The organism is Pseudomonas sp. F-14 TE3623 (assembly GCF_053629015.1).
In genome coordinates this window covers 3,728,966-3,741,538 of sequence record NZ_JBRJHM010000001.1, presented here as the reverse complement: position 1 = coordinate 3,741,538, position 12,573 = coordinate 3,728,966, and the positions used below count along the sequence as shown (strand labels likewise).

The following is a 12,573-nucleotide window of genomic DNA, read 5'->3' as shown; positions in this document are numbered from 1 at the left end:
ACAGCAAAAATTTAGGACGTCCCCACGCCCAGCTCACGGGCCGCTGACGTAACCGCGACAAATTTTCTACATGTGGGTCTTCATTATTTGCCTGGCTCGTTCGTCATATTGATTGAGAGCACCCATCACATTTTTCCGGATCAGGCTCTGAAAAGGAGTTTTTGCATGTACAACCCGCAACTGCCAACGGACGGTAGCCATGCGCCAAAGACCAGCACCCTGGGCTCAGGCGTTTTCAATCAACAAGCCGAACGCCACGGCAACGAACGGATCAGGTTTCTGCTCAAGAGTTTTGGCCTGCGTACCAGCCTGATTCGTCTGAAAGTCATCGACGCCTTGCTGACCGCCGCCGAAAGCGACCGCAGCCTGGGAGTGCGTGGCGTGCACAGCCACTTGCTGGACCTGGACATTCCCCTGTCCTTTCTCAGTGTCCGTGAAGTGTTGAAACGCTTGTGCGGTGAAGGCGTGATCACTCTCAATCCGGACAAAAGCTACAGCCTGCATCCACAGGCCGCGGCTGTCCTTTACAGCGAGCAATCCGGCCAGGGGGCGTCACTCAAGGCTTGACCTTGCGACGCATTACGCCATTGATCACCACCACCAGCACCGCCACGCCAATAGCGATGTACTGGAACAGCTGCTCAGTGATGATCCCTGCATTTTGCAGCCAGGAAAGGCCGAACATGATCCCCAGTACCGCCAGGGAGATCAGAATCGAGTATTTCAAACGTTGCGACTGAGTCATTGCGGGTTCCTGAACCAAAAAAATGTATCCGGTTTGTATCCGATAGCATACCAAGCCCCTACCGTACTGCGGGAATGAGGGGCTGCAAACGGGGTCTCATGTTACAGCCGATGAAGAGTTTTGACTTCATTGCGGCGATAACTATGAGGATTTTGAAATGTTCCGTCGAATCACGCAGCTGATTCCCCTGCTCGCTCTCCTGACCCTGAGTGGCTGCATCGTTTTCCCCCACGGCGGTTGGCATAGCGGCCACCACTATGACCGAGGCGGACCTGGTTATTATCAACATCGATAATTCAACTGACTGACGCAAACAACGACTATTCAGCCGTTCACTTGTAAGAAAACAATCATTCTTTGCTCCACTGAAGAAAATGCCCGCTCTCTAGCGGGCATTTTTCGTACATGACTATTCTCATCAATCTGTCAGTTTAATCCACCGTAATTATCGCTTTCCAACTTCCTCCCACACCTCGAAATATAGCGAAAACCATTGAAGCTTTAAGTCTCAATCGTGTGTTTGAGCTGTTCGCTATCGATGTCTATTCTCGATACATCACAAACAAATCAGCCCCTCAAGCCACGAGTAAAACAGGGATGCCATGCTCAAGCCTTTAATCAATATCAGCCCCCATTATTTGTTTGGTTTTTGCCTTGCAATCACTCTTTTCGAACTGCTGACTTATATGGGCAGCGACATGATCATGCCCGCCATGTTGACTGTAACCCGTCAACTGGATGCCAGTCCGAGCCACGTTCCTTATGCCTTCAACCTTTACTTGATTGGCGGCATTCTTCTGCAATGGCTTATCGGCCCGCTGTCTGATCACTTCGGTCGCCGCAGGCTGTTACTCATCGGTTGTGCGGGGTTCGCTCTAGCCTGTGCCACAGCGTTCTACGTACAAAACATCCTCGCCTTCAACGGCTTGCGTCTGATTCAGGGCATGGGATTGGGATTTGTCATCGCCGTCAGTTATCCAGCCCTGCAAGAAGTCTTCTGCGAAGCCGATGCGGTAAAAATCATGGCGTTGCTGGGCAACGTTGCGCTGCTCTCCCCGCTGCTCGGTCCATTGCTCGGCAGTCTGGCGCTGGAATGGCTCTCCTGGCGGGAGCTGTTTTTACTGTTGGGTGTCGGCGGGGCGATGGTCTGGCTGGGACTTTACTGGTTCATGCCGGAAACCGTGGGCACCTTGCGCCAGGACGGGCAACGACTGGCCGCGGTGCCTTTTGAGTGGGGTGGCACGGTGCGCCGCTACGCGGCATTGCTCGGCAACCCGCCATTCCTGAGCGCCACCATCGCCTTGGGCCTGATGAGTCTGCCGTTGATTGCCTGGATCGGACTCGCGCCACTCTTGCTGGTCCAGAGCCAGGGACTTTCTACCCTGCACTATGGCCTGTGGCAAATCCCGGTATTTGCGGCAGTCATTCTCGGTAACCTGATACTCAACCGACTGATTGCCAACACAGAACTGACCCAACTGATTCGATACGCGCTCTGGCCATTTTGCGGCGGGCTCGTTGCATTGATCACCCTCTCTTTCATCGGTGCTTCAACGGTTTTGCTGGTCAGTTGTCTGTCGGTTTATGCCATCGGCCTTGGCATGAGCAATGCCGCACTGTACCGGCTTGCACTGTTTTCCAGCGACGACAGCAAAGGCTTGGTGTCGGCCATGGTTGGCATGATTTCCATCGCCGTCATGGGTGTTGGCGGCTCGATTATCGCGGCCTTGGGTGCCGGTGACCGGCTTGAAGCCTTTGCCCTGATGGCCGGTCTCGCGGGGCTCCTGTGCCTGCTGCCCTTGCGACTGTTTTTGCGGCGCTCCCACATCGCGCTTACTGTCTGACACCAAACCATAGGTCTTTTGATGATCCATCTCCCCCACACCGATGCGCTTTGCGCGTTGAGGCAACCCTATTGCCCTGATTCCGTGCCGGAAGGCCTGTTCGACCGGGCCATGGGTGAAGTCAGCCTGTTTCATTGTCACCATACGCCTGGCTACGAACGCTGGCTGAACGCCAATGATCTTGATGCCCATGCCCTGGAGACACTGGATGACTGGTCCAGGCTGCCGCCGATTTTCGCCAATTACTTCAAACGTCATTTGGTCTTCAGCCCCACAGGCGAAGGCGCGCTGGAGCTGACCTCCTCCGGTACCGGCGGCCAGAAGAGTCGCATGCGGTACGACCAGCGCAGTATGGCCGCGGCACAAGGCATGGTGAGCCATATTTTCCGGCACTACGGCTGGGATACCCCGGACAGTCCCTGCAATTACCTGCTCCTGAGCTATGAGCCCGAGGCGGCTATCACCTTGGGCACGGCCTATACCGATCAATTTCTTTGCAGCTATGCCCCCGTCAACCGTGTTGTTTACGGCTTGCGCCTCACCGGCAAAGGTCACAAGTTCGATCTTTTTGGGGTAATTCGAGCCTTGCAGGAGTTTGCCGAGGAAGGACTGCCCGTTCGCATCCTGGGTTTTCCGGCGTTCCTTTCGCACGCACTGCAGTACATGGAAGACACGTGCGAGGCCGAGTTGCAGTTGCCTGCCCAGTCATTGGTGTTTCTGGGAGGCGGCTGGAAAACCCAGGCAGCACAGGAGATCCCGCTCCATCAGTTGTATGCCCGAATCAACCGGCAATTGGGCATCGACCTGTCCCGATGCCGGGACGGCTACGGTGCCGTAGAGCATGCCGTGCCCTATATCCAGTGTGCCCACCATCATTTTCATGTACCGATTTATTCGAAGGTTTTCGTGCGCAACCCATCCAATTTCACTGTCCAGCCCTACGGCCGGCGCGGCTTGCTGGAATTCGTCTCTCCCTACATTTCATCCAGCCCCGCCCATGCCGTGGTCATGGGCGATCTAGCGATATTGCACCCCGGCGCCAGTTGCGGATGCGGCCTGGCGACCGATTGGTTCGAGCTGCATGGACGTGCCGGCACCAGCGCCAGTCGCAGCTGTGCCATGGCCGCTTCAGAACTGATCGGAGGCGCTTGATATGTACCTGATTAATGGCCAATTGCGTGACGACATCACTCCTGAAAGCGCACTCGACCTCCTTCAAAAACAATTGCCCCGCCTGCTGGCTGCGCCGATCGATAGCGACACCGTCATCGAGTCCGCCGCTCGCTTTGCCACGCAGTTGCAAGCCCGTAGTCTGGATCTGCCCCTCGACGACGATCAATACCAGGGACTGATCGATTTTTGCCAGCAGAGCAACCTGAGCACCAAGCTTGATCGGGAACTGGGCCTGCAACCGCGTTCGCTGCGGCGTATCGACTATCGGCAGTCGTGCTTCGAAAGCTGGCATCCGTTGGGGCTGGTGGTACATATCACTCCGGGCAACGCGCCGATGCTGGCGTTTTGCGCGGTACTCGAAAGCCTGTTGGCCGGCAACATCAACTGGCTTCGCCCCAGCTCCAGCGATCAGGGTTTGACCGCGCAGTTGCTCGCCGCCCTTGTGAGCTGCGACATCAGCGGCAGACTGGCCGAATTCGTAGCGGTGCTGCCGGTGAACACTTCTCGCATTGCGCAACTCTGCGCCAATGCCGATGGGGTATCGGCCTGGGGCGGCGAAACAGCACTCAAAGAAATCCGTCAGCAGATCCCGGCCGGGTGTCGCTGGATCGATTGGGGACACAAGGTCAGCTTCGCCTATCTGTCACCTGAAGCGGCAAATCCTGCGGCGCTCGATGCGTTGGCAGATGAAGTCTGTCGACTGGATCAACAGGCCTGCTCCAGCCCTCAATGGGTGTTGGTGGACAGCGACGATCCGGCTGTTGTGCAGGAGTTGGGTAACCGACTGGCCGAAGCCCTCAACCGTCGCGCCCCACAATGGCCGGCGTTAGTGCCGACAGATCAGGAAGCGTCGGAAATCACTACCCGCACCGCCATGGCGCAGCTGGATCAGAGCTTCAAGAACCAGACCGGCCAAGTGTGGACCGGCCCTGGATGGCGTGTCATTTGGGAACACGATCAGACGCTCGGGCCGTCGCCGCTGTTTCGTACGATTGTGCTAAAGCCAGTGCCGCGGCACCTGATCGCCGAGACGTTGTTGCCCTGGCGAACCGTACTGCAAAGTTGCGCGCTGATGTGCCTCTCGGGAGAAACACCCGAGCTCGTTCGAACATTGATCAATGCCGGCGTCACTCGTATTGCACCTTGCAGGTCGATTCATGATGGCTACTGCGGTGAACCCCACGATGGCGTCTATGCGCTGTCACGTCTGAGTCGCCGCCTCTCGGTGACTCTGCCTCCGGATGCCTCGACTGGCCGTGCAACGCTCGACTCGCTTCCACCCGCCCCCGACACCGCCCATGGCCCGATCATGGACAAAGACACGTTCATGACCCAGCCAATCGGCTCCGCAGCGCAGTTGTACTTCCGCTCTGGCGGCAGCAGCGGGATCCCGGCCCTGGCCGGTTTCAGCTATCGCGACTTTCAACGACAGATGCGCGCGGCGGCTGATGGCTTGTTCTGCGTTGGGCTCGATCCCTCACAGGACCGGGTAATGAACCTGTTCTACGGCGGCAACCTGTACGGCGGATTTTTCAGTTTCTCGAACATTCTTGAACAGATGGATGTTGTGCATTTGCCCATGGGGGCTCCCCAGGACGACGACTTCAGCGAAATCGCCCGACTGATCGTGGAGCAGCGAGTCACCGTGCTGATCGGCATGCCCAGTACGCTGCATCGCCTGTTTCTAAAGGAGCAGGCCCGACTTCGCGCCTATGCCGGCATCGGCAAAGTGTTCCTGGGTGGCGAACATCCGGCAGAGGCCAGTCAGCGCCTGATGGAACGCTGTGGAGTGTCGACGATTCGCTCTGCCATCTATGGCTCCGTCGATGCAGGTCCCCTGGGGCATGCCTGCCCGGCAACCGCGAACGGCATATTTCACTTGATGAGCGAAACCCAGCATCTGGAAATCGTTCAGCTCGAACAGGATGAGCCGGTGCAGACCAATGAGATCGGCCGTCTGCTATTTACGTCCCGCTCCCGACAAGGTCAGCGCGTGCACCGATATGACATCGGCGATACCGGTCGCTGGATACCCGGTGCCTGCCCTTGCGGACTGGAGACACCGCGATTCGAACTGCTACAGCGGCACGGCAAGCTGGTACGGATTGGCACGGAATTCATTTCACCGTCGGCGCTGGAATGCAGCGTAGGCGTACCCATTCAAATTGTTCTGGACCACACCGCCAGCGGAGTCGAACGCATGCAAGTTCGAGCAGATGCGGATGCCAACCGGGTACGCCAAAAACTGCTGACCCATGAAGCAGTGGCAAATGCGGTGAGTGCTGCACTTTTAATAGTGGAAGTTTCCCTGTGCGCCGAACAAGCCTTCACCCGAAACAAACACAGTGGCAAAACACCGTTAATTATCGATCAAAGAAAATAAAAGCAGACACCTCATTGATGCTGCTTCCTGACAAAAACGCCTGATAAGAAAGAGAACCCTGTGAGTCCAACTTATTCGCTTGAACAACTAGTACCTTACATAAGACGGCACTCAAATTTTTACAGTAAACACCTGAAACATTTGCCCTCGAAGGGTATTACTTTAAAAGACCTACCGTTAACCGATGTATCCGACTATTGGGCGGGCAGCAACGATTTGAGTCATTGGCCGGTCCTGACCGGAAACGTCGACGATGCGCTGGTGTTTAAAACCGGAGGTTCGACGAGTCAGGGCAAACTTGCCGTTTACTCCTGCGAGGAATGGAAAACACTGGTCGGTACATTCGGAAACAGTCTCTCTGCTCAACTGAACAATAGCGACCGCGTCGCCAATCTGTTCTTTTCAGGAGATCTTTATGCCAGCTTTCTGTTTATCCACGATTCCCTGGCCCATGTCGGGCCATCCATCTGTGAGTTTCCGTTTACCGGAGACGTCGAGCTGGACGTACTGGCGGATGCCATCGCACGGCATCGGATCAACGTTCTGGCCGGAGTGCCAGCACAGTTACTGCGATTCGCGGCCTACCTGGCACAGCATCGGCGTGTGTTGTGCGGGGTCGAGACGCTGCTGTATGGCGGCGAAAGCCTGTTTGCCCCGCAGTTGGCGATCCTCGGCGAAGTGTTCCCCAGCGCCCGTATTGCCTCCATTGGCTATGCCAGCGTAGACGCCGGACTCATAGGCGCCAGCGATCGCGACTGTGCATTGGGCGAGCATCGAGTATTCGAATCGCAAACTTTGCTGGAAATCGTCGATGAATACACCGGTGAAGTGATTGAAGAATGCGATCGCACCGGGCTGTTGGTACTGACCAACCTGACACGCCGGCTCATGCCGCTGCTGCGTTACCCGGTAGGCGACCGTGCTTGTTGGCGTGAACCGGCTGCAACCCCGATGCGTAAATTCGCCCTCAAGGGGCGCAGCGCCCACAGTCAACGAATACGAGTAGGTGTGCTGTCGCTGTTCACCGAAGAAATACACGAGATCGTTCAACGCGCAGCACACAGCGAGCAATGGCAATTGCTGATCGAACAGGTCGGACACAAGGATCTGTTGAGCCTGAAGTGGGTGCCTGAACCTCAGTTACAAAGCGTCGAGCCGGCGCGCCGCGCATTGCGTGAAGCGCTACTTGCCCATTACCCCGCCATCGACGACCTGAGCCGTGAGGGTCTGCTGGAGTTGCAGGTGCTGGCCTGCGCAACCACAGACCTGAAGCTTCACCCTCGTTCAGGCAAACAACTGCGGGTGCTGGATTTGCGGGTGTATGACGCTCCCCCGCTGGAGCCCGTGTGATGAACCGGTTGATTTTTCGACCCTGCCGCCCTTCCGACGCACATGCCGTGAGCCGGTTGTTTCGAGAGGTCTACGGCGATCATTACGTTCAGCCGGATGTCTATCTGCCGAACATGATCAGTCAGCACAACACCGAGGGGCGCTGGCAATCAATGCTCGCAGTGGACGACGCGCGCGTTGTCGGGCACGCCGCGTTGTGCCGCGATATCCCGTCGAATACCGCGGAACTGGCCCTCAGCGTGGTACATCCCGCCGCGCAAGGGCAGAACATCGCGACCCGTCTGGGCCAGGAATTACTGACGCAATCAGACGCTCTGGGGCTCAAGAGCGTCTCGATCAAGCAAGTGACCCACCATCCCTATACTCAACGCATGGCAGAAAGAATCGGCTTCTACAGCACTGGACTGCTTCCCGACTACGTTCCTTCGCCATTCGCTGAACCACTTCCGGAGACCATCGTGATGGGCTATCACATGATCGACGGATACGCGCGCCCGCTTCCCGATATCCCTTGGCCCGCAAGCTGCAGGGCGTTTATGCAACACCTGTGCTCGGTGTTTGGAACCCACCAGGACAAGGCGTCACGGCCCGCGATCCCCTTACAGATCAAGCAACATCAGCATCGGTTCGACATTGTCATTCAGCGCTTGAACAAACACTTGCATGAGCAGCTCTGGCAACTGCCCAGGCACTGGCTGATATCGGCCAGACTCGAATTGTCCCGGCACTTCGCCCGGAACCTGCGCAGTTTTTCGGCTCTGGGCTTCACCTTCACAGGCCTGATGCCCATGCCAGGTGACCATGGCTGGTTCGCACTGTTTCATCGGGGCGTCCAGTCTAGATCCCTCAACCTGCACTGCGCGCACATGCAACAGTTGCACGACGAGTTACAGCAAAACGCCAACGCCCCTATGGGTAACCGCTCAGCCGCGTGAGTCTTTTTTGTAAAAACCATTAGTCGGCTGCGCACAGAGTTCCACCATCCAGTCGACGAACACCCGCACTCGTCGGGACAATTGGCGATGAGGAGGATAGAGCGCCGTCAGCGGCATACCCGGTGGCGGCACATCCCTCAGGACCTCGATCAAACGGCCCTCCTTCAGTTGACGGGCAACGTGATAGTACGGGGTCTGGACCAAGCCATATCCCGCCTCGCACGCCGCCAGATAGCCATCGGCGCTATTGACCGAAACGTGCTTGGGCAGGTCGATCAACCGCAGCTGATCATCGAGTACAAATTCCAGTCCAAAGCGTTTGCCCGTGTCATTGGAAAAGTACTCCACCATCTGGTGCCCCTTCAGATCTTCCAGACACAACGGAGTCCCGCAACGCTGCAAGTATTCCGGGCTCGCACAGGTGACTTGGTCCATCACGCACAATGGCCGTGCCACCAGTGAGTCGTCCAGAGTCGAGCCACCGCGCAACACGCAATCGATACCTTCGCGAATCAAATCCACAGGCCGGTCATTCAAACCGATTTCCAGTTCGATCAATGGATACCGGGCAGTGAACTGCGGCAATGCCGGGATCACGATCAAACGCCCCACTCCCGCCGGCATATCCACTCGCAGCAGACCTTTGGGGTTTTGGCGAGCTGCGGAAAACACGGCTTCGGTTTCCTCCAGATCCGCCAGCAACCGCACGCAACGCGGGTAATAGGCAGCGCCATCGAGTGTCAGGCTGATCTGCCGGGTGGTGCGTTGCAGCAGTTGCACGCCCAGATGTGCTTCAAGTTGCTTGATCAGAGTGGTCACCGAAGCCCGGGGCAAATGCAGGCTGTCCGCCGCTTTGGCGAAGCCGCCCAATTCGACAATTCGGGTGAACACGCGCATGGCGTTGAAACGGTCCATTGCTTTGGTTTACCGGCTGATTATTTAGAAATTACGAATAGTCATAGCAGTTTTAGCCGGTTTATCTCGTTTCTGTCGAGGTCAACAATAGGATTTCAATTCACAAGGGAGCTGATTCATGCAAACACGACAATTGGGTAAAAACGGTCCGCAAGTTAGCGCGATCGGTCTGGGCTGCATGGGCATGACCGATTTCTATACCACGGGCGTGGACACTCGCGAAGCCACGGCCACTTTGCACCGGGGCGCTGGAACTGGGGATCAATTTGCTGGACACGGCAGACATGTACGGTCCACATACCAATGAAGAGTTGATCGGCAAGGCCATTGTCGGCAAGCGCGACCAAGTGTTTCTGGCCAGCAAGTTCGGCATTGTCCGCGACCCATCCAACCCCGGCGCACGGGGCGTTAACGGGCGACCGGAATACATTCGCGACGCTATCGACGGCACCCTCAAACGCCTTGGCGTGGAAACCCTGGATTTGTATTACCAGCACCGCATCGATCCGCAGGTGGCCATCGAGGAAACCGTCGGCGCCATGGCAGAACTGGTGAAGGCCGGCAAGGTGCGTTACCTGGGATTGAGTGAAGCCTCGGTTGCCACGCTGGAACGAGCGAACAAGGTTCATCCGATCAGCGCACTGCAAAGTGAATACTCGCTATGGAGCCGCGATCAGGAGGAGAACGGTTGCCTGGCCGCGTGCCGGCGCCTGGGCGTTGCCTTTGTGCCTTACAGTCCGTTGGGCCGGGGGTTTTTGACCGGTGCTCTGAGAAGCCCGGATGATTTCGCAGCCGATGATTACCGTCGCTTCAGTCCACGTTTTCAAGGGGAAAACTTCGCAAAAAACCTGTTGCTGGTGCAGCAGGTGCAGGCCCTGGCCGCAGACAAAGGTGTGACGGCGGGTCAACTGGCGTTGGCGTGGGTCTTGGCCCAAGGGGATTACCTGATCCCGATTCCAGGCACCAAACAGCGTAAATACCTGGAAGAAAATGTGGCTGCGCTGGACGTGAAGTTGAGCCATGAAGAATTGCAGGCCCTGGAAGCGATATTCCCGGCCAATGCCACGGCAGGCCTGCGTTATCCGGAAGAAGTCATGAAGTTGCTTGACCGATAACAGGTGCCCGGCCCGTTCGATAGTTCGAGCGGGCCAGCGCTGCCAAAGATCACGCCTTGGCGTTAACACCCTTGTCATTAGGTACCGTCGTACCGTTGCCCTTGCCATAGGCTTGCAAGTTCTGCAGTACGTAGATCGCCGTCTTGTATTCCGGGATCAGGCCAACGGCGTACTTGTCACCCTTGATGCTGTTGTTCTGAATGGTGTCCAGTTGCGTGGCGAAATACTCCAGCGCATTGAACTTCGCATCCGGGTCTTTCTGTACGCCAAACCGGTCAAATTTGTCACCGGCATTAAGCAAGGTCATCGAAGTAATATCGGAAATCAGGCCTTTGCCTCTCAAGAAGGCACTGAGATTGCCCAGTTGCCTGGCGGAGACATTTTCCGGATCGAAACCCTTGATGTTCCTGTGCAGTTTCTGCTCATCCATTTTCGCCGTGTTCAGCGCATTGGGATTGCTTCCCACCAGCGCCAGCATCTGCTTGACCCTGGCGCTGTGGGTGACAGGCTTGCCGCTGCCGGTATCCCTGACCAACAAACCTGCCTTGCTTGTCCAGGCACCTGTATAGCCGATTGTCATGACCGGGCTCCCGACTGTGTGACGGGATGCCGATCATCCAAAACACACAGACGTCCTTGTGAGGCGACCATAAAAGTTCCTTGTTTAACCGGGTTAAGTGCGGGCGAGTATCGATGCGCGCTCTAACGTCACCAACAAATATTTCCGTTTTTTACAATTCTTGTACATTTACGATACATACCCAAAAAAACGCTTTGTTTTATGGGTCTACACGAACTTTTCGATATGGGTGCAGATAACTAATCAAGCCTTTATGTAAGCCTTGGCGCAGCGGCCTCGAGTCTGCCATTGTGGGGAGCCAGATCAAATACGAACGTCTGTTTTGCGACTGCTTCGCAGCCGAGCGGGAGCAAGCTCCCTCGCCACAATGATTACCAACGCTGTATTACTTCGAAACAATCGCCTGTCTCTTTGTTGGGTAAACGGGTCAAAATGCATCTTTTTGGCCACAACCCGAGACGAGATCCCCATGCGAACCCACCTGCGTCTGGCCGCCCTGAGCGCCCTCTTCATCTCTTCCCTGGCCCAGGCCGCCGACCTGATCCCTATCGAAGTTCACCGCGACGCCAACTGCGGCTGCTGCAAAAAATGGGTCAGCCATCTGGAAGCCAACGGTTTCAAAGTTGAAGACCACGTCGAAGCCGACATGAGCCAATTCAAGCAACAACACGGCGTGCCACCTCGCCTCGCGTCCTGTCACACCGGCCTTATCAATGGCAAATTCGTTGAAGGCCATGTACCTGCCGATCAAGTACTGGCCTTGAGCAAGCGTGACGATCTGTTGGGTGTTGCCGCGCCTGGCATGCCCATGGGCTCGCCCGGCATGGAAATGGACGGCAAGAGCGATGCCTACCAAGTGATAGGCCTGAAACAGGACGGCACTGATGTGGTGGTGGCGGACTACCCCGCCCATTGATGTTCGGCGCCTACATCGGGCTATTTCTCGCGGCGTTCGGTGCCGCGACGCTGCTGCCACTGCAATCCGAAGCGGTGCTGATGGGGCTGTTGCTCAGCAACCAGTATTGGCTCTGGTCGCTGCTGGCGGTCGCAACGCTGGGCAATGTGCTGGGCTCGCTGCTGAACTGGTGGCTGGGGCGCGGCATCGAGCGGTTTCACGACCGGCGCTGGTTTCCGGTCAGCCCTCGCCATCTCGAGCGAGCCCAAAAGCACTATCAGCGTTACGGCCATTGGTCGTTGCTACTAAGCTGGGTGCCGATCATCGGCGATCCACTGACGCTGGTGGCTGGCGTCATGCGCGAGCCGTTGGGGCGTTTCCTGATGATCGTGACGCTCGCCAAGGGCGCCCGCTACGGTGTGTTGGCCCTGGCTACGCTAGGGTGGATGGGTTGAACGATCATGCAGGGCCATTGCCCAATGCCCGTCAGTTAAGGTGCGAAACCTGTGGGAGCGGGCTTGCTCGCGAAGGGGGAGTCGACATTAATGTTGCCTGGCACACCGCCTTCGCGAGCAAGCCCGCTCCCACATGGATTGCGCTCGGTATTACGGCCGTGACCTATGTTTAATATCACCCTG

At 56.8% G+C, this 12,573-nt stretch carries 11 protein-coding genes and 1 pseudogene; 9 read left to right on the top strand and 3 right to left on the bottom strand.

The window, feature by feature from the left end:
• Positions 1-165 precede the first annotated feature (165 nt).
• Positions 166-567, top strand: a complete 402-nt coding sequence (locus AB7M29_RS17455; RefSeq protein ID WP_052963409.1) for a fe2+ zn2+ uptake regulation protein — start codon at positions 166-168, stop codon at positions 565-567.
• Here AB7M29_RS17455 and AB7M29_RS17450 read toward each other — a convergent pair.
• A complete protein-coding gene (locus tag AB7M29_RS17450; RefSeq protein WP_454247397.1) occupies positions 557-745 on the bottom strand; it encodes a hypothetical protein in 189 nt (62 codons plus the stop codon). The genes AB7M29_RS17455 and AB7M29_RS17450 overlap by 11 nt on opposite strands.
• A 602-nt stretch (positions 746-1,347) precedes the next feature.
• Here AB7M29_RS17450 and AB7M29_RS17445 point away from each other — a divergent pair.
• Genes AB7M29_RS17445 through AB7M29_RS17425 form a run of 5 tightly spaced genes read left to right on the top strand, consistent with a single transcriptional unit; the run spans position 1,348 to position 8,430 of the window.
• The gene (locus tag AB7M29_RS17445; RefSeq protein ID WP_454247396.1) at positions 1,348-2,589 is read left to right on the top strand and encodes an MFS transporter; all 1,242 of its coding nucleotides are present in this window, start codon (positions 1,348-1,350) and stop codon (positions 2,587-2,589) included.
• Positions 2,590-2,610: 21 nt separating this feature from the next.
• Positions 2,611-3,741, top strand: coding sequence for a LuxE/PaaK family acyltransferase (locus AB7M29_RS17440; protein WP_454247395.1), 1,131 nt, complete (start codon positions 2,611-2,613; stop codon positions 3,739-3,741).
• Position 3,742: 1 nt separating this feature from the next.
• Positions 3,743-6,145, top strand: coding sequence for an aldehyde dehydrogenase family protein (locus AB7M29_RS17435; RefSeq protein WP_454247394.1), 2,403 nt, complete (start codon positions 3,743-3,745; stop codon positions 6,143-6,145).
• Between the two features lie 60 nt (positions 6,146-6,205).
• Entirely contained in the window at positions 6,206-7,495 is a 1,290-nt protein-coding gene (locus AB7M29_RS17430) for a phenylacetate--CoA ligase family protein (RefSeq protein WP_454247393.1), read from the top strand.
• On the top strand, positions 7,495-8,430 hold the full coding sequence (locus tag AB7M29_RS17425; protein ID WP_454247392.1) for a GNAT family N-acetyltransferase: 936 nt from the start codon (positions 7,495-7,497) through the stop codon (positions 8,428-8,430). Before AB7M29_RS17430 ends, AB7M29_RS17425 begins: the two co-directional genes overlap by 1 nt.
• On the opposite strand, the gene AB7M29_RS17420 is transcribed toward AB7M29_RS17425, so the two are convergent.
• Entirely contained in the window at positions 8,419-9,345 is a 927-nt protein-coding gene (locus tag AB7M29_RS17420; protein ID WP_454247391.1) for a LysR family transcriptional regulator, read from the bottom strand. The genes AB7M29_RS17425 and AB7M29_RS17420 overlap by 12 nt on opposite strands.
• Positions 9,346-9,463: 118 nt before the next feature.
• Here AB7M29_RS17420 and AB7M29_RS17415 point away from each other — a divergent pair.
• A pseudogene (locus AB7M29_RS17415) lies at positions 9,464-10,460 on the top strand (aldo/keto reductase).
• A gap of 49 nt (positions 10,461-10,509) precedes the next feature.
• Here the strand turns inward: AB7M29_RS17415 and AB7M29_RS17410 are convergent.
• The gene (locus AB7M29_RS17410; protein WP_217854774.1) at positions 10,510-11,040 is read right to left on the bottom strand and encodes a hypothetical protein; all 531 of its coding nucleotides are present in this window, start codon (positions 11,038-11,040) and stop codon (positions 10,510-10,512) included.
• A gap of 469 nt (positions 11,041-11,509) precedes the next feature.
• On the opposite strand from AB7M29_RS17410, the gene AB7M29_RS17405 reads away from it, so the two are divergent.
• Together AB7M29_RS17405 and AB7M29_RS17400 are read left to right on the top strand one after the other, a co-directional pair.
• A complete protein-coding gene (locus tag AB7M29_RS17405; RefSeq protein ID WP_454247390.1) occupies positions 11,510-11,956 on the top strand; it encodes a DUF411 domain-containing protein in 447 nt (148 codons plus the stop codon).
• The gene (locus AB7M29_RS17400) at positions 11,956-12,390 is read left to right on the top strand and encodes a YqaA family protein (RefSeq protein WP_454247389.1); all 435 of its coding nucleotides are present in this window, start codon (positions 11,956-11,958) and stop codon (positions 12,388-12,390) included. Before AB7M29_RS17405 ends, AB7M29_RS17400 begins: the two co-directional genes overlap by 1 nt.
• Positions 12,391-12,573: the final 183 nt, after the last annotated feature.